Consider the following 23,727-nt stretch of genomic DNA (forward strand, 5'->3'; position numbering starts at 1 on the left):
TGGAGGAGGGCCCGTTCCCCTGCCGGAACGGGCCCTCCTTCAGGTGCGGGGGTGGCTCACATCATGTCTTCGATGTCGGCGGCGATGGGGTCGGCGTCGGTGCCGATGACGACCTGGATCGCGGTGCCCATCTTGACGACGCCGTGGGCGCCGGCGGCCTTCAGGGCGGCTTCGTCGACCTTGGCGGGGTCGATGACCTCGGTGCGCAGGCGGGTGATGCAGCCCTCGACCTCTTCGATGTTGTCGATGCCGCCGAGGCCGGCGACGATCTTCTCAGCCTTGCTGGCCATGTGTCTCTCCCTGTCCGTTCCGTTCGGAGAACGTAAGTCTCGGCGCACCCACGGTCCGCTGTGTCACGGTAACCCACGGTTGGCCCAACTTCGCGAGCGTGTGCACGGGTTCTGCCGAATGATGACGATCACCGGCGCCCTGCCCTGAGCGGGCTCCGGGGAGCCTATCGCAACTGGTCTACACCAGTGTGCAACGCGAGCCGGGGCGTGCTTGTTCCGGGACCTGGGAGGACGCCGATGAGTAGCGAGAGCGCCGCCGCGCCGCGGAGGACGTGGCGGAACGGCCTCTTCCAGGGGCTTCAGAAGGTGGGCCGCAGCCTCCAGCTCCCCGTCGCCGTGCTGCCGGCGGCCGGTCTGCTGGTCAGCCTGGGCAGTCTCTTCTCCGCGTATCTGCACGGCGATTTCTGGGACAAGACCTCCGCCGTGCTGCTGGGAGGCGGCACCGCCATCCTCGACGGCTCCTTCGGTCTGCCGCTCCTCTTCTGCATCGGCGTCGCGATCGGTTTCGCGAAGAAGGCGGACGGCTCCACGGCGCTCGCCGCGGTGGTCGGTTTCCTCGTCTACTTCAACGTCCTCAAGGTCTTCCCTCGCGAGGGGACGGTGACACCGGAGCTGCCGGAGGGGGTGCCGCAGAACCCCGGGGTGCTGGGCGGCATCCTGATCGGCCTGCTCACGGCCGTGACCTGGCAGCGATTCCACCGGACGAAGCTGGTCGACTGGCTGGGCTTCTTCAACGGCCGCCGACTGGTCCCGATCATGATGGCCTTCGCCGGTGTCGTGCTGGGCGTGGTGTTCGGGCTGATCTGGGAGCCGGTGGGCGACGCGCTGACCTGGTTCGCCAAGCAGCTGATCAGCCTCGGCGCCTGGGGCTCCGCCATCTTCGGCGTCGCGAACCGGCTGCTGATCCCGATCGGCATGCACCAGTTCATCAACACCTTCTTCTGGTTCCAGGCGGGTGAGTACACCAAGGCGGACGGCACGGTCGTCCAGGGTGACCTGACGCGCTTCTTCGCGGAGGACCCGTCGGCGGGTCAGTTCATGTCGGGCTTCTTCCCGATCATGATGTTCGGTCTGCCGGCCGCCGCCCTCGCGATCGCGCACTGCGCCCGTCCCGAGCGGCGCAAGGAGGTGACGGGTCTGATGATCTCGGTCGCTCTCACCTCGTTCGTCACGGGCGTGACCGAGCCGCTGGAGTTCTCGTTCATGTTCGCCGCGCCGCTGCTCTACGGTCTGCACGCGCTGCTGACGGGGGCGTCGATGGGCATCACGTGGGCGCTGGGGGTGCACGCGGGTTTCAGCTTCTCGGCGGGGTTGATCGACTACGTCGTCAACTGGCATCTCGACACGAAACCCTGGCTGATCATTCCGATCGGTCTGGGGTTCGCGGTGGTCTACTACGTGCTCTTCCGCTTCCTGATCACCAAGTTCGACATCCCGACGCCGGGGCGTGAACCGGTGGAGGAGGAGGAGGAGCGGGCGGACCGGGACATCACGAAGCCGTAACCCCGCGGGCCCCGGTTCCCCTCTTCGGGAGGGGCTTCCGGCCCCTCTTCCCAAGGTCGACAAGGCCCCTGGACCTCATGGTCCTGGGGCCTTTCGTCGTGCGGGGCGGGTTATGGCCGAGTCCACAGAATTCGCAGGTTCCTTATCTAAGTCTCACGTGCTAAAACTGGTCTACACCAATGAGTGGTGTAGACCACGCGGTCCAGACCACCGCGTTCCACGAGACGCCGCCGTCGCCCCCTTTTCCTGTCCTCTGGCGGCGCCTTGCCTTACTGGAGGAAGTTGATGAGTACGGCCACCGCCCAGGCCGCCGCTCCCGCGAAGAAGCGCGGATCCGGCCTGTTCCAGGGTCTGCAGAAGGTCGGTCGCAGCCTGCAGCTGCCGATCGCCGTGCTGCCGGCCGCGGGTATCTTGCTCCGTCTCGGACAGCCGGACGTCTTCGGCAAGGACGGGCTCGGGTGGGACAAGGTCGCCTCCGTGTTCGCCACGGCCGGCGGCGCTGTCTTCGACAATCTGCCGATGCTGTTCTGCATAGGCGTGGCCATCGGCTTCGCGAAGAAGGCCGACGGCTCGACGGCGCTCGCCGCCCTCGTCGGCTTCCTCGTCTACGCCAACGTCCTCAAGGCGTTCCCGGTGACCGAGGCCGTCGTGAACACGACCGCCAACAAGGGCGTCGACGTCGCGGCCACGTACAACAACCCGGGTGTCCTCGGCGGCATCCTCATGGGTCTGCTCGCCGCGGTGCTGTGGCAGAAGTTCCACCGCACCAAGCTGGTCGACTGGCTCGGCTTCTTCAACGGCCGCCGTCTCGTGCCGATCATCATGGCCTTCGTCGGCACCGCCGTCGGCGTCGTCTTCGGTCTGGTCTGGGAGCCGATCGGCAACGGCATCTCCAGCTTCGGCGAGTGGATGACCGGCCTCGGCGCCGGTGGCGCCGGCCTCTTCGGTCTGATCAACCGCGCGCTGATCCCGGTCGGCATGCACCAGTTCGTGAACACCGTCTCCTGGTTCCAGATCGGCGACTTCACCAACGCGGCCGGCGAGGTCGTCCACGGCGACCTGAACCGCTTCTTCGCGGGCGACCCGAGCGCCGGAATCTTCATGTCCGGCTTCTTCCCGATCATGATGTTCGGCCTCCCGGCCGCCGCGCTCGCCATCGCGCACTCGGCCCGCCCCGAGCGCCGCAAGGCCGTGACCGGCATGATGGTCTCCCTCGCGCTGACCTCCTTCGTCACCGGCGTGACCGAGCCGATCGAGTTCTCGTTCATGTTCATCGCGCCGCTCCTGTACGTGATCCACGCGGTCCTGACCGCCGTCTCGATGGCCGTCACCTGGGCCCTCGGCGTCCACGCGGGCTTCACGTTCTCCGCGGGCTTCATCGACTACGCCCTGAACTGGAACCTCGCGACCAAGCCCTGGTTGATCATCCCGATCGGTCTGGTCTTCGCGGTGATCTACTACGTGCTCTTCCGCTTCGCGATCACCAAGTTCGACCTCACCACCCCGGGCCGCGAGCCCGAGGAGGAGATCGAGGACCTCACCAAGGCGTGAGCCCCGCCCCCGCCTCACCCGTACGACGGAAGGGCCCCGGAACCGTGTCGGTTCCGGGGCCCTTCCCGTACGCGGGGGCCGGTGGCGCTCAGATCTCGTAGACCGCGCCCGGTCTCGCCAGCTCCACCGGGCCGGTGTACACCGCGCGGGCGTCCGCCAGGTTCAGCGAGCCGTCGGTCCACGGCGGGATGTGGGTCAGCACCAGCCGCCCGACCGAGGAGCGCGACGCCTCCGCGCCCGCCTCACGGCCGTTGAGGTGCAGCGCCGGGATGTCCTCCTTGCCGTGGGTGAAGGACGCCTCGCACAGGAACAGGTCCGCGCCCGCCGCCAGTTCGTGCAGCGCGTCGCAGACGCCTGTGTCGCCGGAGTAGGTCAGGGCGCGGCCGCCGTGCTCGATGCGGATGCCGTACGCCTCCACCGGGTGGCACACCTTCTCCGTACGGACGGTGAACGGGCCGATCTCGAAGGTCTCCGACCGCAGCGTCCGGAAGTCGAAGACCTCGCTCATCGCCTTCTCGGAGGGCGTGTCCGCGTACGCCGTGGTCAGCCGCTGTTCGGCGCCCTCCGGGGCGTAGACCGGGAGGGCGTCGCAGCGGCCGCCCTCGTGGCGGTAGTAGCGGGCGACGAAGTAGCCGCACATGTCGATGCAGTGATCGGCGTGGAGGTGGCTGAGGAAGATCGCGTCGAGGTCGTAGAGACCGACGTGGCGCTGCAGCTCGCCCAGGGCGCCGTTGCCCATGTCGAGGAGCAGCCGGAAGCCGTCGGCCTCTACGAGGTAGCTCGAACAGGCCGATTCCGCGGACGGGAACGACCCGGAGCAGCCGACGACGGTGAGCTTCATGGAGCGTGAACCTCCGAGGAAGGGCGTCCTTGGACGGTGCGGGGCAGCCGCAGGGGAGTCACTGGACAGTCGCTGAGCGGTCACTGAGCGGTCACTGAGGGAGAGGGCGTGCGATCTGTCGAGCGTACGGCTCACCCGGCCCCGTCGCTCCTTGTGAGTGGCCCGTTGTGGGCGAACTCACGGGCTCTGTCACCGGTTCGGATGGACCTGGGGGCGCACGGGCGCGGGCGATCGGCCGCCGGTAACGTCGTGGGGTATGGACACGTCATGGTGGCCGGCGCTCGTCGCGGTCGTGGTACTGGCGCTCGTGGTGGCGCTGGTGGGCGGCCGCCGGCGCTCGGGTGCGCGGCGTCCGCCCGCGAAGGGGCGGACGAGGGGGCCGGCCGGGAGGCCGTCGAGGCCGGGCGGTACGGCGCCGAAGGCGCCGGGCCGGGGGGCTGGGAAGGCGCCCGGAAGGCTGCCGCGCGCCGGGGAGATCTGGTGGGCCGACGTGCCCTACGAGGACGGTCCGGGTTCGAAGGACCGGCCGTGCCTGGTGCTCTCGCTCCGTGGCGGGCAGGCGCTCGTCGTCAAGATCACCAGCAAGTACCACGACGAACGGCCGGGTGTGATCGCGCTGCCGCCGGGGGCCGTGGGCGACGCGCACGGGCGGCCGAGCTTCCTGGAGACGGACGAGCTGCGGGAGGTCCCGGTGGCGGAGTTCCGCCGCAGGGTGGGTACGGCGGACCCGGTCGTCTGGGACCAGGTCCGCCATCTCGCGTGAGCCGGTGCCCCGCTGCGCGGCCGGGCCGCGGGGCCCGGTGACCCGGTACGCGGCCGGGCCGTGGGGCGTCCGCGCCTGAGCGGGGCGGGCGGGACTTTCCGGAGACGGCCTACGCCCAGAGCTGGCCGTGGAGCGTCTCGATCGCTTCCTCCGTCGTCGCGGCGGTGTAGACGCCGGTGGACAGGTACTTCCAGCCGCCGTCGGCGACGACGAAGGCGATGTCCGCGCTCTCGCCCGCCTTCACCGCCTTGTTGCCCATGCCGATCGCCGCGTGCAGCGCCGCGCCCGTCGAGACGCCCGCGAAGATGCCCTCCTGCTGGAGGAGCTCGCGGGTCCGGGTGACGGCGTCCGCCGAGCCGACCGAGAAGCGGGTGGTGAGGACGGAGGCGTCGTACAGCTCCGGCACGAAGCCCTCGTCCAGGTTCCGCAGGCCGTAGACCAGGTCGTCGTAGCGCGGCTCGGCGGCGACGATCTTGACGTCCGGCTTCTGCTCGCGCAGATAGCGGCCGACGCCCATGAGGGTGCCGGTGGTGCCGAGGCCCGCCACGAAGTGCGTGATCGAGGGCAGGTCGGCGAGGATCTCGGGGCCGGTGGTGGCGTAGTGCGCGCCCGCGTTGTCGGGGTTGCCGTACTGGTAGAGCATCACCCACGTGGGGTTCTGCGTCGCCAGTTCCTTGGCGACCCGTACCGCCGTGTTCGACCCGCCCGCCGCCGGGGACGAGATGATCTCCGCGCCCCACATGGCGAGCAGCTGGCGGCGCTCCTCGCTGGTGTTCTCCGGCATGACGCAGACGATGCGGTAGCCCTTGAGCTTCGCCGCCATGGCGAGGGAGATGCCGGTGTTGCCGCTGGTCGGCTCGAGGATGGTGCAGCCGGGGGTGAGCCGGCCGTCCTTCTCCGCCTGCTCGATCATGTGGAGCGCGGGGCGGTCCTTGACCGAGCCGGTGGGGTTGCGGTCCTCCAGCTTGGCCCAGATGCGGACGTCGTCCGAGGGCGAGAGCCGGGGCAGCCGGACCAGGGGCGTGTTGCCGACCGCCGCCAGCGGGGAGTCGTAACGCATGTGGATCAGACCATGCCGCCGGCCACGGCCGGCAGGATCGTGACGTTGTCGCCGTCGGTGAGCTTGGTCTCGATGCCGTCGAGGAAGCGGACGTCCTCGTCGTTCAGGTAGACGTTGACGAAGCGGCGCAGGCTGCCGCCGTCCACGATGCGGGCCTCGATCCCGGTGTGGCGGGACTCCAGGTCGGCGAAGAGCTCGGCGAGGGTCTCACCGCTGCCCTCGACGGCCTTGGCGCCGTCGGTGTAGGTGCGGAGGATGGTCGGGATGCGGACCTCGATGGCCATGGCGTGGGCTCCTGTCGGGAGTGACGTGGTGGGCGCGCGGCTGGGGCCCCCGCGCGGAGGGGGTGGTACGGGAGGTGCGCTCGGGCCGTGGATCGGTGATCAGAACGCAGCGCGGGGCGTACACATCGCGCTGGCGAGGCGGCACAGGTCGACGTGCAGACGGGCCACGAGCAGCAGTGTGCCCGGCGTCTGTTCGCTCACGTCGTGGGAAACCATGCGGTCATCGTATCGATTCCCGGTCCGGGTTCCGGAATGTGATCTCACATGACGGACGAGCGCTGCTCGCCTGTCGGACGGGCGCGGTGGTCAGGCCTCGACGTAGGCCTCGACGACCTGCACGTCCTCCTCGGTGACGACGCCTTCGACGATGGTGAAGGAGCGGAACTGGAAGGGTCCCGCCTCGTCGGTGTCGGCCGTGGAGACCAGGACGTAGTGGGCGGCGGGCTCGTTCGCGTAGGAGATGTCCGTACGGGAGGGGTAGGCCTCGGTCGCCGTGTGCGAGTGGTAGATGATCACGGGCTCCTCGTCCCGGTCGTCCATCTCGCGGTACAGCTTCAACAGGTCGGCCGAGTCGAACTCGTAGAAGGTGGGCGAGCGCGCGGCGTTCAGCATCGGGATGAACCGCTCGGGGCGGCCGCTGCCGACGGGACCCGCGACCACGCCGCAGGCCTCGTCGGGGTGGTCCGCGCGGGAGTGTTCCACGATCTGGTCGTACAGGGCCCGGGTGATGGTCAGCATGTCCGACAGGATAAGCAGAGGGGCCGCTCCGTACCGAGGAGTGGTACGGAGCGGCCCGAATGCTGGACTGCGGTGGTCCTACGAGCGCTTGTTGAAGGCCGCGCCCTGCGGGTTGCGGGACTTCAGGACCAGGTAGGCGACGCCCAGGACGAGGCCCCAGACGGGCGCGCAGTAGAGGGAGACGCGGGCTCCCTCGTCGATGCCCATCATCACGATGACCATGAGGATGAAGGCGAGCGCGAACCAGCTGGTGTACGGGGCTCCGGGGGCCTTGAAGGTGGACTCGGGGAGCTCGCCGCGGTTCGCCTTGGCGCGGTAGCGGATCTGGCTGACCAGGATCATGATCCAGGCCCACATGCCGGAGATGGTGGCGAAGGAGACGACGTACTCGAAGGCCTTGCCCGGGGCGACGTAGTTGATCCAGACGCCGACCAGCATCAGCGAGGCCGAGAAGGTCAGGCCGAGCAGCGGGGTGCCGTTCTTGGTGAGCCGGGTGAAGACCTTCGGGCCCTGGCCGTTGAGCGCGAGGTCGCGCAGCATGCGGCCGGTGGAGTACATGCCCGAGTTGCAGGAGGAGAGGGCCGCCGTCAGCACCACGAAGTTGACGATGGCGGCGCCGACGCCGAGGCCCATCTCCTCGAAGGCGGCGACGAACGGGGAGACGCCCGGCTTGAACTTGGTCCACGGCACGACCGACAGGATCATGATGAGCGCGCCGACGTAGAAGACGGCGATGCGCCACGGCACGGTGTTGATCGCCTTGGGCAGGACCGTCTTCGGGTCCTTGGACTCGCCGGCGGTGACGCCGACCAGCTCGACCGCGAGGAAGGCGAACATGACGATCTGCAGGGTCATCAGCGTGTTGCCGATGCCGGTGGGGAAGAAGCCGCCTTGGTCCCACAGGTGGGACACCGAGGCGGTGTCGCCGGCGTCGGAGAAGCCGATGGTGAGGATGCCGGCGCAGATCAGGATCATGCCGATGATCGCGGTGACCTTGACCATGGAGAACCAGAACTCCAGCTCACCGAAGAGCTTCACGGAGATCAGGTTGGCGCCGTAGAGGATGACCGTGAAGACCAGTGCGGAGATCCATTGCGGGATGTCCCACCAGTACGTCATGTAGGTGGCCGCCGCGGTGACCTCGGTGATGCCGGTGACGACCCAGAAGAGCCAGTACGTCCATCCGGTCACGAAGCCCCAGAAGGGGCCGACGAACTCCCGGGCGTACTCCGCGAAGGAGCCCGACACCGGGCGGTACATGAGCAGTTCGCCCAGGGCCCGCATGATGAAGAAGATGACCAGGCCCGCGATCGCGTAGGCGAGGATCAGGCTGGGGCCCGCCTTGGCGATGGCCTTGCCGGCGCCGAGGAAGAGGCCGGTGCCGATGGCGCCGCCGATCGCGATCATCTGGATCTGCCGGGCGCCGAGGCCGCGCTGGTAGCCCTCGCCGCCGCCCACGGCCCCGTCGGTGCCGTCGTTGTGCTGGTCGACCTGCACTGAGGTCATGGTGGTGCGCCTTTCTCCATGCTGATCCGCGCCGACTGCGTCTGGCTGCGGATCAGGTCCTGATCCCCCCGGATGTGGATGGAGTGCTACCGGCGGTCAGCCGGTCAAAGCGCCCCCGGGAACAGGGGTGGCGTCCCCGGGCGGTCGTGAAGATTTATCACGGTGGAAACAGTGATCGACGGGGGCGATTGTGGCGCACACCACAGGGAGAAGCGGACAGAAAGGACTCAAGACGGCAAGCTAGAACACTTTGGTGACGTATTCGTTATGCGGATTTGAGCGTCCGCTGAGCGAACAGAGCGTGACGGTCCGGGGAACGCCGGGCCGCGGCGACGGGCCCCCGCACGGGGGCCCGTCGGACCTACGGCATCAGCGTCTCGACGAGCGACTCCTGGAGCGCGCCGAGCCAGAGGTACGCCATGACCATCGGCTTGCGCGGATCGGAGTCCGGCAGCCGGTAGAGCTCGCCGCTCTCGTCCTCGTCGGTGACCTCCAGGCGGGTCCCGATCGTCAGCCGCAGGTCGTTGAGCGCGCCGAGCCATGCGCGGGACTCGTCGGCGGTGAGCTTGAGGACGGCGCCGCCGTCCCCGGTCGAGGTCAGCGCGTCGAGACCGCGGACTACGGCGAGGGCGTCCGCGCGCTTGCGGGAGCGCAGGTCCTTCTCGGTGTACCGGCGGAAGTCGGCCGCGGCGGCCCGCAGCTCCTCGTCCTCGTCGCCGTAGGCATCGGGGAAGAGCCGCTTGAGCGCGGGATCGCTGGGCGGTTCGCTCGGACCCTCCGCGAAGAGCGCCGCCAGCGGGTCCTCCCCCTCGACGGGCTCGTCGCCCGGCCCGATCAGCTCCATGAGCTGGACGGCGAGGGAGCGGAGGATGGAGATCTCGACCTCGTCGAGCGCCACGGCCGCGCCGCCGCCCGGCAGCGCCTCGAAATGGCCGGCCATCAGCCGCGGTCCTGCGACAGCGTCGCCCAGAGGCCGTAGCCGTGCATCGCCTGCACGTCCCGCTCCATCTCCTCGCGCGTGCCGGCGGAGACCACCGCGCGGCCCTTGTGGTGCACGTCGAGCATCAGCTTGTGCGCCTTGTCCTTGGAGTAACCGAAGTACGCCTGGAAGACGTAGGTCACATAGCTCATCAGATTGACCGGGTCGTTGTGCACGATCGTCACCCACGGCACATCCGGTTCGACGACCGCGAAGGTGTCCTCGGACGATTCCGTACGTTCGATCTCGATAGGCGCGACGCTCACTCACCCCATGCTGCCACCCGGAGTGGCGTGTCGCACAAACGGGTCGCACGGCCGGACGTAGAAATCGTCACTCTGACGAGTATTCGGGGGTAGCATCGCCGACATGAACGCTGCGGACCTTGGGCTCCAGGAAGACGAGCGCGAAACGCTTCGGAAGAGGGGCGGTGGCGGGCTCCCGGTGGACGTGCCGTCGACCGCGCTCTTCACCGACCAGTACGAGCTGACCATGCTCCAGGCGGCCCTCCGGGGCGGCACCGCCGAACGACGCTCCGTCTTCGAGGTCTTCACCCGTCGCCTGCCCGAAGGGCGGCGCTACGGCGTGGTGGCCGGCGTCGGGCGGGTCCTGGACGCCGTCGAGAACTTCCGGTTCGGCCCGGAGGTGCTCGGCTTCCTGCGGGAGCAGGCCATCGTCGACGAGGCGACCCTGCAGTGGCTGGCGGGCTACCGCTTCTCCGGCGACATCTGGGGCTACCCCGAGGGCGAGGTGTACTTCCCCGGTTCGCCGCTGCTGCGGGTCGAGGGCTCCTTCGCCGAGTGCGTGCTCCTGGAGACCGTGATCCTGTCGATCCTCAACCACGACTCGGCCATCGCGGCGGCCGCCTCCCGGATGTCGGCGGCGGCCGGCGGCCGGCGGCTGATCGAGATGGGCGCCCGGCGCACCCACGAGCTCGCCGCCGTCGCCTCGGCGCGCGCCGCGTACGTCGGCGGCTTCGACTCCACCTCCGACCTCGCGGCCGGCTTCCGCTACGGCATCCCGACCGTCGGCACCTCCGCCCACGCCTTCACCCTGCTGCACGACAGCGAGCGGGACGCCTTCCGGGCCCAGGTCGACTCGCTGGGCCGGGGCACGACGCTGCTCGTCGACACCTACGACGTGGCCGAGGCCGTCCGGACCGCCGTGGAGGTGGCGGGACCGGAGCTCGGAGCCGTACGGATCGACTCCGGGGACCTGCTCCTCGTGGCGCACCGGGTGCGGGCGCAGCTCGACGAGCTGGGCGCGACGGAGACCAGGATCGTGGTCACCTCGGACCTGGACGAGTACGCCATCGCGTCCCTGGCTGCGGCCCCGGTCGACGCGTACGGCGTGGGGACGCAGCTGGTCACCGGAAGCGGGCACCCCACCTGCTCGATGGTGTACAAGCTGGTCGCCCGTGCCGAGTCGGCGGACCCCGAGGCGCCGCTGACGGCGGTGGCGAAGAAGTCGCTGGGCGGGAAGGCGTCGGTCGGCGGCCGCAAGTGGGCGGCCCGGCGGGCCGACGCGTACGGCGTGGCCGAGGCGGAGGTCCTCGGCACCGGCCCGGTCCCGCCGGAGCTGGCCGACCGGCAGCTGCTCGTCGAGCTGGTCAAGGGCGGTGACGTGGTGGCCCGCGAGCCGCTGGAGGCGGCCAGGGCGCGGCACATCGCGGCGCGGGCCGGGCTGCCGATGTCGGCCATGCAGCTGTCCCGGGGTGAGCCGGTGCTGCCGACCGAGTACATGTAGGACGCAGTCGTACCGCCCTGAAATGCCCCCTCCCGAAGGGAGCGGGAAGTCTCTAGGCTCGAAGTCTCCAGGCTCGCCGTCGTTCCCCCCTTCCGACCCGCTAAGGACACGCCCCATGCACCGCGCATTGATCGTCGTGGACGTTCAGAACGACTTCTGCGAGGGCGGCAGCCTCGCGGTGACGGGAGGGGCGGACGTCGCCGCCGCCATCACCGACCTGGTCGGCGAGGCGGCGGGCGCCGCGTACCGGCACGTGGTGGCCACCCGCGATCACCACGTCGACCCGGGCGACCACTTCGCGCCGGAGGGCCAGGAGCCCGACTACGTCACCTCGTGGCCGGTGCACTGCGTCGCCGGTACGGAGGGCGTCGGCTTCCACCCGAACTTCGCGCCGGCGGTCGCCAGCGGGGCGATCGAGGCCGTCTTCGACAAGGGGGCGTACGAAGCGGCGTACAGCGGCTTCGAGGGGCGTGACGAGAACGGCATGACCCTTGCCGAGTGGCTGCGGGAGCGTGAGGTCGGGGAGGTCGACGTCGTGGGCATCGCCACGGACCACTGCGTCCGGGCGACGGCGCTGGACGCGGCCCGCGAGGGCTTCCGGACGCACGTCCTGCTGGACCTCACGGCGGGCGTCGCCAAGGAGACGACGGACCGCGCCCTGGAGGAGCTGCGCGGCGCCGGCGTCGAGCTGACCGGGAAGCCGGTCGTGGCCTAGTTCGTGTCCGGAAAGTCCCGCCTGGCCCGCGATCACGCGGGCCCGGGCGGGTCTCAGCCGGTCGGCAGGGAGCGTATGGGGTGCCACAGCTCCTGGGCCGTGGAGCGCCACAGGAGGCCGTCCGGGTGGTGGAGGACCGCCGTGATCTCGTCCGGGGTCGGGGGCTCCGCGTTGCCCCGAAGGTAGACCGCCCGCAGCCCGTGGTTCCGCAGCCTGGTCAGGGCGCGGGCACGGTTCGCCGCGTGGACGAGGAAGCGGACGGTGGCGCCGTCGCCGGCCGGGCTGGGCAGCCCGATCGCGACGACCACGCTGCCCCCTGGCAACTTGCAAAAACCTCCACCGGGCATGCCGGAACCACTCCCCCGTACGGTCGCTGTCAATAAGGATCTGTCAGACGCACCTAAACACGATCGGCCGTCGCCCGCTAGAGGGCGACGGCCGATCATGCTTTGACCTGCGGTGATGCTCTTTACTTCTGCGACGGACCCACCTGGACGGTGATCGTCTGGCCGTCCTTCGGCTCCTTGACGACCTGGATCTTGGTGTTGGTGTCAGTTACCTTGACACCGGCCCGCTCGGTCTCCGTGTACCAGTACGTGCCCCGCCGGTCGTCGAAGACCGGGTTGCCGGGCTGCGAACCGACCCGCGCCGGCACGCCCGCCTTGTGCAGCTTGATGGCGTCGGTGCGGTAGGTGCCGAACGTCGAGTCGTACGCCTGGACGCGGTTGCGCATCAGGGTGCCGTCGGCGTTCTTCAGCGGCGTCGGGTGCGCGTCGACCGGGAGGATGAGGCCCTGGCCCGGGTGGACGGCCGTGTTGTTGTCCTTCTGCGAGGTGTCCCACAGCCAGACGAGCAGACCGTTCTGGTACGGGTAGTGCTCGACCCAGCTCGCCTTGTCGCCGGTGAACCCGAAGTTGTACGGGCCGACCTTCAGGGTGGCGTCGTACGAGACGTACTGGCGGTTCTCCGCGAGGTAGTACTGCTCGTACTCCTTGGTGAAGCCCTTGCCGATCCGCGAGAAGCCCTTGGCGGTCCAGCCGTTGTCGCCGTTCTCGACGTTGTCCGAGAAGACGGCGGCACCGTCGGCGGTCAGCGTGATGGCGTCGGCCGCGAAGCCCTTGCCGCCCGCGCCGCCGTCCGTCTGGTAGCGGAAGCGGAGGTCGAACTTCTTGCCCGCGTAGGCGTCCAGGCCGTACACCAGGTTCTTGTACGCGCCGGAGACGTCGGTCAGCGCCGGGGCGCCGCTCGCGTCGCGCGGCAGCGGCTTGCCGTCGGCGGTGCCGTCCAGCGCCGTCCAGTTGGCGCCGCCGTCCGTCGACACCTCGGTGTAGAGGTAGTCGTAGTCCAGCTCGATGTCGTACCAGCCCTTGAGCTCCAGGGTGGCCTTCGACTTGCCGGTGAGGTCGACGGAGCGGGTCAGGGTGTTCTTGAGGTCGTCACCCATGTCGCTCCACCACTGCGTGGCGCCCTCGGCGGGCGCGACGACGTCGGTGGTGACCTTCTTCTTCGGCAGCTCGACGACGAGCGCCTGCGGGTTCTTGGTGTTGTACTCCGCCACGCCCAGCTTGTGGGTGGACTTCGTGCCGCGCTGCTCGTTGCTCACCTTGGTGTAGTTGAGCCAGCCGAGCTGCAGCTTGTCCCAGGAGTTCATGTCGCCGGGCAGGTCGCCGATGGCGTCCTTGCCCCGGCCGAGCCAGGAACCGGAGGACATCAGGGACCAGAAGCCGGTCGAGTTCTCCGCGCCGGGCTTGCCCGAGGTGTCGTACAGGTCGGGCAGACCGAGGTCGTGACCGTACTCGTGGGCGAAGACGCCGAGGCCGCCGTTCTCGGGCTGCATCGTGTAGTCGCCGACCCAGATGCCGGAGTTGCCGATCTGCGTGCCGCCGGACCTGTTCTGCGCCGGGCCGGTCTTGCCCGCGTCCGTGCCGTACGCGTACCAGCGGTGCGCCCACAGGGCGTCGGGGCCCTGGGCGCCGCCGCCCGCGGACTCGTCCTCGCCCGCGTGGACGATCTGGAAGTGGTCGATGTAGCCGTCGGCCTCGTTGAAGTTGCCGTCGGCGTCGAAGTCGTAGCGGTCCCACTGGTCGTACTGCGCCAGGTCGGCCTTGATCTGGGCGTCGGTGCGGCCCTTGGCCTTCTGGTCGGCGGTCCACGCGGTGACACCGTCGCGGACGGCGTCCCAGACGTTGGCGCAGTTGCTGTTGCCGCAGTAGTTCGAGCCGTAGCGGGCCTCGTTGTAGTCGACCTTGACCCAGTCGGAGACGCCGCCCTCGACCGAGTACCGGCCGGAGGAGGTCTTCTCGTAGTAGGTCTTCAGGGACTCCTTCGGCTGACCGGTCTTCTTGTCCTTGCCGGTGCCGAAGTAGAGGTCCTGGAAGTGCTGCTGGTTGTAGTCCTTCTGCCAGGCCGTCGAGTTGTCCTTCGAGCGGTCCGGCTGGGCTATCCGGTTGTGCAGCGGGCCGGGCGTGCCGCCGAACTTCGGCTTCGGCTCGGCCGTGTCGTCGTCGGCGCGGTCCACCAGGGTCGTGTTGTCGACCTTGTCACCGAACTCGACGAGGATGGTGAAGATCTTGTCGGTCTTCTCCCGGCCCAGCTCGACGTACTTCTTGCTGTCGAGCTTGACGACCTGGGAGCCCCCGCGGCGCTCCACCTTGGCGTCGCCGCTCAGCACCTGCTCCAGCGCGGCCTCGCGCTGCTGCGCCTGCTGCTTGCTGAACGGGCCGTCGAGGTCGTGGTCGACCGCGGTCTTGTCCACGTGCGCACCCGGGGCCGGGTCCTGGCGCTCGATGCCGGCCGGCGCGTTCGGGCCCTTGTCGTCGGCCCATGCGGTGGTGAAGGTCGAGGCGGTGGCAGCGGTGGCCGCGAGCGCCACGACGACTGCGGACGCCTTGAGCGCCCGTCGTCTGTTGGTCACTTGATGTAGTCCTCCCCGGCGTCCCGGAGCCACGGACCGGAGGTGGGGTAATGTCCGCGGGCGGGTCGCGCGTCACAAGTGACGACATTCGACCGGAGTTACGCGAGAAAAGACAGACCTTGACTTGCACATACCAAGTGCACTATGCAGGAGCTGTCCTCCGGAATGCGGACATCGAACAGGCGCACCACGCACGGCCGTTGGCGGATCCATGACTCCATGCGCCCCTTGTGCACCCGCACGGTGGGTGAGGTCACGCTTACCGGCGGTTCCCCTCGGGCAAGGACCCTCGTAGAGTCGCTCGGGCGGGCGCCCACCCGGCGCCGGCCAGGGGGAGCGAACCGCCGATGCCTCGAGGGACGGTAACCGTCATGCCGCGTCCGAACGCCGCACAGCTCGCCTACGGTTCGGCGACCGTCGTCTTCTCCACCGTCGCCCTGCTGCTGCTGTCCCGTACGACGGACACGCTGGGCATCGCCGTCATCTGCGCCGCCGGGCTGCTCCTCGGAGTGCTGGTGGCGGTGACGCTGCCGGCCCGCCGCACACCCCGCCCGGCCGCGCCGCCCCTCCCCCGGAACGACGAGATCCGGGAACCGGCCGTCCGCGTGGGTGCGGGGGCCGATACCCGGATCGGTTCGTAGCGGTACGTCGCGTCAGCTGGGTACGGAGACCACCACGGTCTTGGCGGCCTTGTCGTGGAGGCCCTGCTTGTAGGGCTTGTCGACGAGGATCAGGATCAGGATCAGCAGCGGCCACAGGCAGGCGCAGCAGATCAGCGCGGGCAGCCAGAGCACGACGGCGCGGATGAGCGAGGCGTTCATCGGCGGTGTGGAGCCGTCGTTGAGCATCGCGACCCGCAGCTTGAGCCACTTCTTGCCGAGGGTCTGTCCCTTCTTGGCCGTCATCACGGTGTCGTAGGCGACGTACGCCACGATGGTGATGAGCTGGAAGACGAGCTGGGATCCGCCGTTGAAGCTGTTGACGGTGTCGCCGAAGTCGGCGTCGTTGTCGGTCGCCCGCTGGTAGACGTCGAACGGGATGCCGATGAGCGCGAGCGGTACGGCGATGATCAGCCAGTCGATGAGGCGGGCGAGGATGCGCCGGCCGGACTCGGCGAGCGGCGGCATCCCGGCGAGCGGATCCGCCCCGCCGTAACCGCCACCGGGGCCGCCGTAGGGCGGAGGGGGCGGCGGTGTGCTGCCGTACGGCGATCCCGGCGGGGGCCCGCCGGGGGGCGGACCACCGGGCGGCGGCCCCTCCGGCGGCGGACCACCGGGGGGCGTGCCTCCGGGGGGCGTCCCGCCTGACGGCGGGCCGCTGGGCGGCGGGCCGTCCGGGGGCGGGCTGCCGTAGGGGGACCCCGCCGACGGCGGTGTGGGGTCCTGCGGCTTCTTGAGGAACGGATCGTCCTCGGGCGGCTGTCCGGGCGTCGGCTGGTCGTTGCTCATGGGGGCAGTGCACCCCGCGGGCGGCCGCCCCGCAACGATTCACCGCCCGTACGGGGGACCGCCGTACGGGCGGGATCGCGGAAGGTCGGGCCGTACGGCCCGGGTCATCCGGCCGGACTCGGGCGCTCCGGGCGGGCCCGGGGTCAGCCCGCGACGAAGGTGTGGGCCGCCTTGTCGTGCCAGCACTGCCGCCACGGACGGTCGAAGAGGCACCAGAGGACGTTGAGGACGCCGACCGCGAGCAGCCCGAGCAGGCTGTAGACGAGCCAGCGGCACAGCGCGGCGCCGAAGCCGGGCGGTTCGTGCGCCTCGATGTCGCGCACCTGGAGGCCGCACAGCTTCTTGCCGAGCGTGCGGCCCCACTTGGCGGTGGGCACCGCTTCGTACAGCAGGCCGAGGACGAGCACCACGGCCAGCGCGATGCCGAAGTAGAGGGAGGTGGTGCCGTCCAGCAGCCAGACCTGGACGGTGACGCCCGACTGCTTGGCCGCCTCGATCTTGGCGTCGATGTGGTCGAGCGCCTTGACGACGAAGGGGAACGCCACGGCGCCGGTGAGCGCGCCGAGCACGACGGTGTCGACGAGCCGAGCGACGAGCCGCTTGCCGAGGCCGGCCGGGCGGGCCGCGGCCTGGGCGCGGGCGGCCCGCAGGAAGGGGTCGTCGACGGGCGGCTTCCAGGGCACCACGGGCGGTTCGGCCTCGGCCGTCCCCGCCGCGGCCGCCGGGGTCGGGGGTTGGGGGTGGGCCAGCTGGTGCACCTGCTGCGGCCAGGAGGGCGCGCCGCCACCGGAGCCGGTGGTGACCGGCGCGGGGGTGGCGGCCGGAGCGGGGGTGGCGGCGGGGGCTGCCGCCTGCGACGGGTTGGGTACCCGCGCCTGCGGGGCTTCGGGGGCGGCCTGGGCCTGGGGGGTCCGGGCGGCGGCGGGGGCGTTCTGGGCCTGGGGTCCTTGCTGGGCGGACGCCGGGCGGGAGGCCTGCGGGGACCGGGCCGCTTCCCACTCCTCCTGCGCCGCCCGCTCCGCCCGGTCGGCCGCGTCACCGCGGCCGGTCCTCGGCGTCTGCGGCGGGAGCGCGCGGATCGTCATGGTGCCCTCGGCGCCGGGCCGCTGCGGGTCCGTCGCCGACGCCTGCGGCCGCCGTACGCCGGGCAGGGCTCCGCCCGTCGGATCCGCGGGCGTCGCCGGGGTGACGGGCATGCCGCCGAGCCTGGCCGGGGTCGCCGCCGCCACGCGGGGGTCCTGCGCGGCCGCCGGGGACGCGGGCTCCCCGTCCGGGGCGCCCCAGGAGACCTTCTGGTCGCGGTCGCCGCCGAACCCGGTCTGCCGGGCGACGTCCGCGTGCCAGGCCGACGCCGGCTCGGGGTCGTGCCGGGTCTCGACGTCCGGGTCCTCGTCGAGGAAGACGGGGCCGGTCTCCTCCACCGCGGGCACCGGCGCGGGCGCCGGGCTCGGGGCGAGCGCGGGCCCGGGGGGCGTCATGCCGGCCGGCGGGCCGGGCGGGGTCTCGCCCTCCTGGGGTGCGGGCCGGCTCGTCCCGGGCACCCAGGCGCCCCCGTTCCAGTACCGGATGTATCCGGGAATGGACGGGTCCGGGTAGTACCCGGCCTGCGGTACCTCCCCGCCGGCTCCAGGAGGAGTAGCCACTGCCCCGACTCCGTTCCGTCACAACGCTGCTACGACCATAGGGCGCGCGCCCAAGGAGGACAGTAACGAAGAACGCGGCCCCGGGAAGACGGAGGCCGGGAGAAAAACCGCCTTCGAGCGACATCCCCACAAACTCGCCACGCACCGTCACCCTCAGGCCGACGGTCATCCGTCGGAAAGGTGTTCTCCCGTGTCCCGTCACCGATCGTGACGGAGCCTCCTCCGCCGCCTCCCCCGAAAAACTTTCCCGAAGTCGCGTCATACCTCGCCGCCCCCGCGCTCTCTCCTCGTGCGGGCCCGCCCCGGGCCGCGGAGACGAGAGGGAGCAAGGCCATGCGGAACACCGAGAACACCGTCGTCGAGCGCGAGCTGGAACTGAAGCTGGTGCTCTCCCCCGAGCGCGCCGTCCCCGTCCCGGCCCGGCTGGTCTACCGCACCGACGACCCGTACGCCGTCCACATCACCTTCCACCTCGGCTCGGAGCACCCGGTCGACTGGACGTTCGCCCGTGAGCTGCTCATCGAGGGTGTGTTCCGGCCCTGCGGGCACGGGGACGTGCGGGTGTGGCCGACGAAGGTGGAGGGGCGCGAGGTCGTCCTGATGGCGCTCTCCTCCCCCGACGGTGACGCCCTGCTGGAGGCGCCCTCCGCGCAGGTGTGCGCCTGGCTGGAGCGGACCCTGCGCACCGTGCCGTCCGGCACCGAGTCCGAACGGCTGGGCATGGACGACGGGATCGCCGCGATCCTCGCGACGACCGCCGTCACGGACGAGGTCTGCGAGGTGTGGCCGCGCGACCCGTCACCGTCCTTCGGCGGCGACGGCGCCAGGCCGTGGGACGAGCCGCAGGACGGTGACGTGTGACGCGGACGGCCGCTCGGCGGACCGCCGTCGAGCCGGTACGGGTGCTGGATGCCGGGGGCTCAGAACAGCTTGCCGGGGTTCAGCAGGTTCAGCGGGTCGAAGGTGCGCTTGATGCCCCGCTGCAGTTCGAGGCCGACGGGGCCCAGTTCGCGGGCCAGCCACTCCTTCTTCAGGACGCCCACGCCGTGTTCGCCGGTGATCGTGCCGCCCAGCTCCAGGCCGAGCGCCATGATCTCGTCGAAGGACTCCCGCGCCCGCCGCGACTCGTCCTCGTCGGTGTGGTCGAAGCAGACGACCGGGTGCGTGTTGCCGTCGCCCGCGTGCGCGCAGACGCCGATGGTCAGGTCGTACTTCGCGGCGATGGCGGCGGTTCCGTCCAGCATGGCGGCCAGCTTCGTCCGCGGGACGCACACGTCGTCGATCATCGTCGCCGACGAGATCGCCTCCAGGGCGGTGAGGGACATCCGGCGGGCCTGCAGGAGCAGTTCGGACTCGGCGGCGTCCTCGGCCGGGACGACCTCGGTCGCCCCGGCGGCGGTGCACAGCTCCCCGACGGCCGCGAGGTCGGCGGCCGCGTCCGGGGTGTCGAAGGCACACAGGAGAAGCGCTTCCGTGGTGTCGGGGAGCCCCATGTGCGCCATCCGGTTGACCGCCCGGACGGTGGTGCGGTCCATGAGCTCCAGCAGCGAGGGGGTGTGGCCGCGCTCCATGATCGCGCAGACGGCCTCGCAGGCGGCGGCCGCGGAGGGGAACTCGGCGGCGAGCGCGAGCTGCCGGGGCGGCTGCGGCCGGAGCGAGAGCACCGCCTTCACCACGATGCCGAGGCTGCCCTCGGAGCCGACGAAGAGCCGGGTCAGGTCGTATCCGGCGACGCCCTTGGCGGTGCGGCGACCGGTGGACAGGAGGCGGCCGTCGGCGAGGACGACGTCGAGGCCGAGGACGTACTCCGCCGTCACGCCGTACTTCACACAGCACAGTCCGCCGGAAGCGGTGCCGATGTTCCCGCCGATGGTGCACATCTCCCAGCTGGACGGGTCCGGGGGGTAGTACAGGCCGTGTTCGTTGACGGCCCGGGAGAGGACGGCGTTGATCACGCCCGGTTCGACCACGGCGATCCGGTCGACGGGGTTGATCTCCAGGATGCGGTCCATCCTGACCAGGGACAGCACGATGCAGCCCTCGGAGGCGTTGGCGGCCCCGGACAGGCCGCTGCGCGCGCCCTGCGGAACGACGGGAACGCGGAGTTCGGTCGCGGTACGCATGACGTACCGCACCTCCTCCACCGTGCGGGGCAGTACGACGACGGCCGGGATGCCGGCCTCGCAGAAGCTCGCCATGTCGTGGGCGTAGGAGGCGGTGACGTCCCGGTCGGTGATCAGCGCCTCGGCGGGCAGGCCGGCCCGCAGTCGGTCGTGGAGCCGCGTCAGAAGATCGTCCATACGTCCAGCGTGGCACCCGGGGCCATCGGTGTGAACCCGCCGGACGTTCGCCTTCGCGCAGCGGAGTGGACGCTTCGTGTGCTCTTCGTACAGGCGCACAGTGAGCGGCATGAAGACGGAGAACGTGTCGCGGACGGTCCTCGCGGCCGGGGTGGGCGCGGTGATCGCGGCGACGGCGCTGCTGTACGCCCCCGAGCTCGCGCCCGGCCTGTTCGACGACCGCCGGCCGCCCCCCGGACCGGCCGCGCGGGCGAGGATCGCGGCGGAAGCGGGCGCTCCGGCGTCGCTGCCGGACCTCGCGGCGCTGATCGGCGACCGGGAGAAGTGGCTGGCGAAGCATCCGGAGGACGAGGGCTCGTGGGCGGTGCTGGGGGCGGCGTACACCGAGCGGGGCGTACGGCTGGGCGACGCCTCGGCCTATCCGCGGGCCGAGCGGGCGCTGCGGCGCTCGCTCGCGGTGGTGCCGGCCGAGCGCGGGAACGTCGACGCCCGGCTGGGGCTCGGGGCCCTGGCCAACGCCCGTGGTGACTGGAAGTCGGCGCGGAGCTGGGCGGAGGGGGTCCGTACGGCGGACCCGAAGCGCTGGTCGACGTACCCGGTGCTGATCGACGCGTACAACGGTCTCGGGGAGTACGCCTCCGCGCGCAAGGCGATGGACCGGCTGCGGGAGCTGCACTCGGGCGCGGCGGTGAGCGCGCGGGCGGCGCTGACGTACCGCGACCGCGGCTGGCGCGAGGACGCCTCGGCGGCGGCGCTCGACGCGGTGGGTCTGGCGGAGACCGCCATGGAGAAGGCGGTGGCGCTCTCCCGCCTCGGCGATCTGGCCTGGGAGCGGGGCGAGCCGGAGGAGGCGGTCGCGCAGTACGGGACGGCGCTGGGTCTCGCGCCGGAGCACGCTCCGGCGCTGGCGGGACGGGGGCGCGCGCTGGCGGCGCTGGGGCGCTCGGACGAGGCGGTGCGCGACTACCGGGCGGCGCTGGCCCTCCAGCCCGTGCCGGAGTACGTGCTGGAGGCGGGCGAGCTGTTCGAGTCGCTGGGGATGCCGGAGGAGGCCCAGGCGCAGTACGGGCTGCTGCGGACGCGGGTCTGGGCCAACCGGTCGGACGCGGAGGTGGTGCTGGGCCTCTTCGAGGCGGACCACGGCGATCCGGCCGCGGCGGTGCGGCGGCTGAAGGCGGAGTGGACGCGCGGGCACCGCTCGGTGCGGGTGGCGGACGCGCTGGGCTGGGCGCTGTACCGGGCCGGGGAGCCGAAGGAGGCGCTGGGGTACGCGAAGCGGGCGACGGACGAGGGGCTGCGGAGCGCGCTGTTCGCGTACCACCGGGGGGAGATCGAGCGGACGCTGGAGGAGCTCGGCCCGGCCCGGCGCCATCTGGCGGAGGCGCTGCGGATCAATCCGTGGTTCTCGCCGCTGCTCGCGGTGAAGGCCCAGGAGGCGGTGGCCGAGGTGGGCGAGCCGTCGGACGGCCCGCCGCCGGAGCTGCGCGGGGGTTCCCCGAAGCCCGCGGCACCGAAGCCGGACGGGCAGGAGAAGCCGGAGCCTGGGCAACGGCCGCGGGGGACGGCGGCGTAGACGCGTGGACCGGGCGCCCGGGTGGGTAGGGCGCGGCGGGGCCGGGCATGCGGGTGGCCCCACGGCTCGGCGCCGTGGGGCCACTTTTCACGCACGCACCGACGACTAGAGGTTGCCGCGCTTCTCCTGCTCGCGCTCGATCGCCTCGAACAGGGCCTTGAAGTTGCCCTTGCCGAAGCCCATGGAGCCGTGGCGCTCGATCATCTCGAAGAAGACGGTCGGGCGGTCCTGGACCGGCTTGGTGAAGATCTGCAGGAGGTAGCCGTCCTCGTCGCGGTCCACGAGGATCTTCAGCTCGCGCAGGGTCTCGACGGGCACCCGGGTCTCGCCGGCCCACTCGCCGAGGGTGTCGTAGTACGAGTCCGGGGTGTCGAGGAACTGGACGCCGGCGGCCCGCATGGAGCGGACGGTCGCGACGATGTCGTTGGTGGCGAGGGCGATGTGCTGGACGCCGGCGCCGCCGTAGAACTCCAGGTACTCGTCGATCTGCGACTTCTTCTTCGCGATCGCCGGCTCGTTGATCGGGAACTTCACCTTCAGGGTGCCGTCCGCGACGACCTTCGACATCAGCGCCGAGTACTCGGTCGCGATGTCGTCGCCCACGAACTCCTTCATGTTCGTGAAGCCCATGACCTCGTTGTAGAAGCCGACCCACTCGTTCATCCGGCCGAGCTCGACGTTGCCCACGCAGTGGTCGATCGCCTGGAAGGTGCGCTTGGCCGGCGGCTCGACGATCGGGGCGGCGGGCGCGAAGCCGGGCAGGTACGGGCCGTCGTAGCCGCCGCGCTCGACGAGGGTGTGGCGGGTCTTGCCGTAGGTCGCGATGGAGGCGAGGACGACAACCCCGTGGTCGTCCTTGATCTCGTACGGCTCGGCGATGCCCGTGGCGCCGTGCTCGACGGCGTAGGCGTACGCGGCGCGCGCGTCGGGCACCTCGATCGCCAGGTCGACGACGCCGTCGCCGTGCTCCGCGACGTGCTCGGCGAGGAAGCGGCCCCGGTCCGTGGAGGCCTTGATGACGGAGGTGAACACGAAGCGGGCGGCGCCGTTCGTCAGGACGTAACTGGCGGTCTCGCGGCTGCCGTTCTCCGGTCCGGAGTAGGCGACCAGCTTCATGCCGAAGGCCGTGGAGTAGTAATGCGCGGCCTGCTTGGCGTTGCCGACGGCGAAGACGACCGCGTCCATTCCCTTCACGGGGAAGGGGTCGGCCTGCCGCGCCGTGGAGGGGGTGTGCTGGATGGTCTCAGTCATGGTGGCAATGTCCCGCCGATCGGCAAGCTGCGCAATAGTTCGCCGCTGGGCTGGGCAACATGCACAGCGGACGGTCAGTATGGGCGGACTACTTGTACAGGATGACCATCGGGAGGCCGTCGTGGCGATCGATCATCTGGACGGGCGGCTGATCGTGCTGCTGGCGCGGGAGCCGCGTATCGGGGTCCTGGAGGCCTCCCGGCGGCTGGGGGTGGCGCGGGGCACGGTCCAGGCCCGGCTGGACCGCCTGCAGTCGAATGGCGTCATCCGCGGTTTCGGGCCGCAGGTCGATCCGGCGGCCCTCGGCTATCCGGTGACGGCCTTCGCGACCCTGGAGATCAAGCAGGGCCAGGGCACCGACGTCCGGGCCCATCTGGCGACCGTCCCCGAGGTCCTCGAACTCCACACCACCACCGGCCACGGCGACATGCTCTGCCGGCTGGTCGCCCGCTCCAACGCCGATCTCCAGCGGGTCATCGACCGGGTCGTCGGCTTCGACGGCATCGTCCGGGCCTCCACGGCGATCGTCATGGAGAATCCCGTACCCCTGCGGATCATTCCGCTGGTGGAACAGGCCGCGACGGACGAGCCCGGCTGAGGGGGAGCGTCGGGGTTTCCCGCA

24 protein-coding genes are annotated in these 23,727 nt (G+C 70.8%); 9 read left to right on the plus strand and 15 right to left on the minus strand.

All coding sequences use genetic code 11. From position 1 onward, the window contains the following. Positions 1-56: 56 nt before the first annotated feature. Positions 57-290, minus strand: a complete 234-nt coding sequence (locus tag ACFZBD_RS24845; RefSeq protein WP_391143229.1) for a glucose PTS transporter subunit EIIB — start codon at positions 288-290, stop codon at positions 57-59. Positions 291-527: 237 nt separating this feature from the next. Here ACFZBD_RS24845 and ACFZBD_RS24850 point away from each other — a divergent pair, with 237 nt between their 5' ends. Together ACFZBD_RS24850 and ACFZBD_RS24855 are read left to right on the plus strand one after the other, a co-directional pair. Continuing rightward, complete coding sequence (locus tag ACFZBD_RS24850; protein WP_391143233.1) at positions 528-1,793, plus strand: PTS transporter subunit EIIC; 1,266 nt, start codon at positions 528-530, stop codon at positions 1,791-1,793. 285 nt (positions 1,794-2,078) lie between these two features. After that, complete coding sequence (locus tag ACFZBD_RS24855) at positions 2,079-3,344, plus strand: PTS transporter subunit EIIC (RefSeq protein ID WP_391143236.1); 1,266 nt, start codon at positions 2,079-2,081, stop codon at positions 3,342-3,344. Positions 3,345-3,432: 88 nt separating this feature from the next. Here the strand turns inward: ACFZBD_RS24855 and ACFZBD_RS24860 are convergent, their stop codons facing one another. Continuing rightward, positions 3,433-4,185, minus strand: a complete 753-nt coding sequence (locus tag ACFZBD_RS24860; protein WP_391143238.1) for an MBL fold metallo-hydrolase — start codon at positions 4,183-4,185, stop codon at positions 3,433-3,435. Between the two features lie 256 nt (positions 4,186-4,441). Between ACFZBD_RS24860 and ACFZBD_RS24865 the strand changes: the two genes are divergently transcribed. After that, complete coding sequence (locus tag ACFZBD_RS24865; RefSeq protein WP_391143240.1) at positions 4,442-4,948, plus strand: type II toxin-antitoxin system PemK/MazF family toxin; 507 nt, start codon at positions 4,442-4,444, stop codon at positions 4,946-4,948. 109 nt (positions 4,949-5,057) lie between these two features. On the opposite strand, the gene ACFZBD_RS24870 is transcribed toward ACFZBD_RS24865, so the two are convergent. From ACFZBD_RS24870 to clpS, 7 genes are all read right to left on the minus strand, one after another. Further along, positions 5,058-6,008 carry a cysteine synthase gene (locus ACFZBD_RS24870; protein ID WP_391143243.1) on the minus strand — a complete coding sequence of 317 codons (951 nt, stop codon included), beginning with the start codon at positions 6,006-6,008 and terminating at the stop codon, positions 5,058-5,060. A 5-nt stretch (positions 6,009-6,013) separates the two neighbouring features. Further along, positions 6,014-6,292, minus strand: a complete 279-nt coding sequence (locus tag ACFZBD_RS24875) for a MoaD/ThiS family protein (protein WP_391143246.1) — start codon at positions 6,290-6,292, stop codon at positions 6,014-6,016. Positions 6,293-6,391: 99 nt separating this feature from the next. Then, a complete protein-coding gene (locus tag ACFZBD_RS24880) occupies positions 6,392-6,508 on the minus strand; it encodes a putative leader peptide (protein ID WP_391143248.1) in 117 nt (38 codons plus the stop codon). A 90-nt stretch (positions 6,509-6,598) separates the two neighbouring features. Then, the gene (locus tag ACFZBD_RS24885) at positions 6,599-7,030 is read right to left on the minus strand and encodes a Mov34/MPN/PAD-1 family protein (protein ID WP_391143251.1); all 432 of its coding nucleotides are present in this window, start codon (positions 7,028-7,030) and stop codon (positions 6,599-6,601) included. A gap of 78 nt (positions 7,031-7,108) precedes the next feature. Beyond that, positions 7,109-8,536 carry an amino acid permease gene (locus ACFZBD_RS24890; protein ID WP_391143254.1) on the minus strand — a complete coding sequence of 476 codons (1,428 nt, stop codon included), beginning with the start codon at positions 8,534-8,536 and terminating at the stop codon, positions 7,109-7,111. A 361-nt stretch (positions 8,537-8,897) separates the two neighbouring features. Further along, the gene (locus ACFZBD_RS24895) at positions 8,898-9,476 is read right to left on the minus strand and encodes a DUF2017 family protein (protein ID WP_391143257.1); all 579 of its coding nucleotides are present in this window, start codon (positions 9,474-9,476) and stop codon (positions 8,898-8,900) included. After that, entirely contained in the window at positions 9,476-9,781 is a 306-nt protein-coding gene (clpS, locus tag ACFZBD_RS24900; protein ID WP_391143258.1) for an ATP-dependent Clp protease adapter ClpS, read from the minus strand. Before clpS ends, ACFZBD_RS24895 begins: the two co-directional genes overlap by 1 nt. 103 nt (positions 9,782-9,884) lie before the next feature. Between clpS and ACFZBD_RS24905 the strand changes: the two genes are divergently transcribed. Beyond that, entirely contained in the window at positions 9,885-11,261 is a 1,377-nt protein-coding gene (locus ACFZBD_RS24905) for a nicotinate phosphoribosyltransferase (RefSeq protein ID WP_391143262.1), read from the plus strand. A gap of 115 nt (positions 11,262-11,376) precedes the next feature. Next, positions 11,377-11,976 carry an isochorismatase family protein gene (locus ACFZBD_RS24910; protein ID WP_391143264.1) on the plus strand — a complete coding sequence of 200 codons (600 nt, stop codon included), beginning with the start codon at positions 11,377-11,379 and terminating at the stop codon, positions 11,974-11,976. Between the two features lie 53 nt (positions 11,977-12,029). Here ACFZBD_RS24910 and ACFZBD_RS24915 read toward each other — a convergent pair whose 3' ends face one another. Continuing rightward, complete coding sequence (locus tag ACFZBD_RS24915; RefSeq protein ID WP_365715357.1) at positions 12,030-12,323, minus strand: hypothetical protein; 294 nt, start codon at positions 12,321-12,323, stop codon at positions 12,030-12,032. A gap of 122 nt (positions 12,324-12,445) precedes the next feature. After that, a complete protein-coding gene (locus tag ACFZBD_RS24920) occupies positions 12,446-14,890 on the minus strand; it encodes an immune inhibitor A domain-containing protein (protein WP_391143267.1) in 2,445 nt (814 codons plus the stop codon). A 371-nt stretch (positions 14,891-15,261) separates the two neighbouring features. Between ACFZBD_RS24920 and ACFZBD_RS24925 the strand changes: the two genes are divergently transcribed. Further along, a complete protein-coding gene (locus tag ACFZBD_RS24925) occupies positions 15,262-15,531 on the plus strand; it encodes a hypothetical protein (protein ID WP_391143270.1) in 270 nt (89 codons plus the stop codon). Between the two features lie 12 nt (positions 15,532-15,543). On the opposite strand, the gene ACFZBD_RS24930 is transcribed toward ACFZBD_RS24925, so the two are convergent. Together ACFZBD_RS24930 and ACFZBD_RS24935 are read right to left on the minus strand one after the other, a co-directional pair. Next, the gene (locus ACFZBD_RS24930) at positions 15,544-16,338 is read right to left on the minus strand and encodes an RDD family protein (RefSeq protein ID WP_391143273.1); all 795 of its coding nucleotides are present in this window, start codon (positions 16,336-16,338) and stop codon (positions 15,544-15,546) included. Positions 16,339-16,481: 143 nt separating this feature from the next. Further along, on the minus strand, positions 16,482-17,981 hold the full coding sequence (locus tag ACFZBD_RS24935; RefSeq protein WP_391143275.1) for an RDD family protein: 1,500 nt from the start codon (positions 17,979-17,981) through the stop codon (positions 16,482-16,484). A gap of 333 nt (positions 17,982-18,314) precedes the next feature. Between ACFZBD_RS24935 and ACFZBD_RS24940 the strand changes: the two genes are divergently transcribed. After that, positions 18,315-18,842 carry an SsgA family sporulation/cell division regulator gene (locus ACFZBD_RS24940; RefSeq protein ID WP_391143276.1) on the plus strand — a complete coding sequence of 176 codons (528 nt, stop codon included), beginning with the start codon at positions 18,315-18,317 and terminating at the stop codon, positions 18,840-18,842. Positions 18,843-18,901: 59 nt separating this feature from the next. On the opposite strand, the gene ACFZBD_RS24945 is transcribed toward ACFZBD_RS24940, so the two are convergent. After that, positions 18,902-20,281, minus strand: coding sequence for an FAD-linked oxidase C-terminal domain-containing protein (locus tag ACFZBD_RS24945; protein ID WP_391143278.1), 1,380 nt, complete (start codon positions 20,279-20,281; stop codon positions 18,902-18,904). A gap of 109 nt (positions 20,282-20,390) precedes the next feature. Here ACFZBD_RS24945 and ACFZBD_RS24950 point away from each other — a divergent pair, with 109 nt between their 5' ends. Then, positions 20,391-21,854, plus strand: coding sequence for a tetratricopeptide repeat protein (locus ACFZBD_RS24950; protein WP_391143281.1), 1,464 nt, complete (start codon positions 20,391-20,393; stop codon positions 21,852-21,854). A 105-nt stretch (positions 21,855-21,959) separates the two neighbouring features. Here the strand turns inward: ACFZBD_RS24950 and hppD are convergent, their stop codons facing one another. Further along, complete coding sequence (hppD, locus tag ACFZBD_RS24955) at positions 21,960-23,105, minus strand: 4-hydroxyphenylpyruvate dioxygenase (protein ID WP_391143284.1); 1,146 nt, start codon at positions 23,103-23,105, stop codon at positions 21,960-21,962. A gap of 121 nt (positions 23,106-23,226) precedes the next feature. On the opposite strand from hppD, the gene ACFZBD_RS24960 reads away from it, so the two are divergent. Continuing rightward, positions 23,227-23,703 (plus strand): Lrp/AsnC ligand binding domain-containing protein, encoded by a 477-nt coding sequence (locus tag ACFZBD_RS24960; RefSeq protein ID WP_391143286.1) that lies wholly within the window; start codon positions 23,227-23,229, stop codon positions 23,701-23,703. Positions 23,704-23,727 lie beyond the last annotated feature (24 nt).

The organism is Streptomyces sp. NPDC008121, assembly GCF_042957155.1.
GTDB lineage: Bacteria > Actinomycetota > Actinomycetes > Streptomycetales > Streptomycetaceae > Streptomyces.

Coding starts and splice junctions, on each gene's coding strand:
- ACFZBD_RS24915 (WP_365715357.1), bottom strand. CDS start 12,323: ATGCCCGGTGGAGGTTTTTGCAAGTTGCCAGGGGGCAGCGTGGTCGTC.
- ACFZBD_RS24845 (WP_391143229.1), bottom strand. CDS start 290: ATGGCCAGCAAGGCTGAGAAGATCGTCGCCGGCCTCGGCGGCATCGAC.
- hppD (WP_391143284.1), bottom strand. CDS start 23,105: ATGACTGAGACCATCCAGCACACCCCCTCCACGGCGCGGCAGGCCGAC.
- ACFZBD_RS24945 (WP_391143278.1), bottom strand. CDS start 20,281: ATGGACGATCTTCTGACGCGGCTCCACGACCGACTGCGGGCCGGCCTG.
- ACFZBD_RS24860 (WP_391143238.1), bottom strand. CDS start 4,185: ATGAAGCTCACCGTCGTCGGCTGCTCCGGGTCGTTCCCGTCCGCGGAA.
- ACFZBD_RS24925 (WP_391143270.1), top strand. CDS start 15,262: ATGCCGCGTCCGAACGCCGCACAGCTCGCCTACGGTTCGGCGACCGTC.
- ACFZBD_RS24895 (WP_391143257.1), bottom strand. CDS start 9,476: ATGGCCGGCCATTTCGAGGCGCTGCCGGGCGGCGGCGCGGCCGTGGCG.
- ACFZBD_RS24850 (WP_391143233.1), top strand. CDS start 528: ATGAGTAGCGAGAGCGCCGCCGCGCCGCGGAGGACGTGGCGGAACGGC.
- ACFZBD_RS24910 (WP_391143264.1), top strand. CDS start 11,377: ATGCACCGCGCATTGATCGTCGTGGACGTTCAGAACGACTTCTGCGAG.
- ACFZBD_RS24870 (WP_391143243.1), bottom strand. CDS start 6,008: ATGCGTTACGACTCCCCGCTGGCGGCGGTCGGCAACACGCCCCTGGTC.
- ACFZBD_RS24885 (WP_391143251.1), bottom strand. CDS start 7,030: ATGCTGACCATCACCCGGGCCCTGTACGACCAGATCGTGGAACACTCC.
- ACFZBD_RS24875 (WP_391143246.1), bottom strand. CDS start 6,292: ATGGCCATCGAGGTCCGCATCCCGACCATCCTCCGCACCTACACCGAC.
- ACFZBD_RS24890 (WP_391143254.1), bottom strand. CDS start 8,536: ATGACCTCAGTGCAGGTCGACCAGCACAACGACGGCACCGACGGGGCC.
- ACFZBD_RS24930 (WP_391143273.1), bottom strand. CDS start 16,338: ATGAGCAACGACCAGCCGACGCCCGGACAGCCGCCCGAGGACGATCCG.
- ACFZBD_RS24905 (WP_391143262.1), top strand. CDS start 9,885: ATGAACGCTGCGGACCTTGGGCTCCAGGAAGACGAGCGCGAAACGCTT.
- ACFZBD_RS24940 (WP_391143276.1), top strand. CDS start 18,315: ATGCGGAACACCGAGAACACCGTCGTCGAGCGCGAGCTGGAACTGAAG.
- ACFZBD_RS24865 (WP_391143240.1), top strand. CDS start 4,442: ATGGACACGTCATGGTGGCCGGCGCTCGTCGCGGTCGTGGTACTGGCG.
- ACFZBD_RS24950 (WP_391143281.1), top strand. CDS start 20,391: ATGAAGACGGAGAACGTGTCGCGGACGGTCCTCGCGGCCGGGGTGGGC.
- ACFZBD_RS24880 (WP_391143248.1), bottom strand. CDS start 6,508: ATGGTTTCCCACGACGTGAGCGAACAGACGCCGGGCACACTGCTGCTC.
- ACFZBD_RS24855 (WP_391143236.1), top strand. CDS start 2,079: ATGAGTACGGCCACCGCCCAGGCCGCCGCTCCCGCGAAGAAGCGCGGA.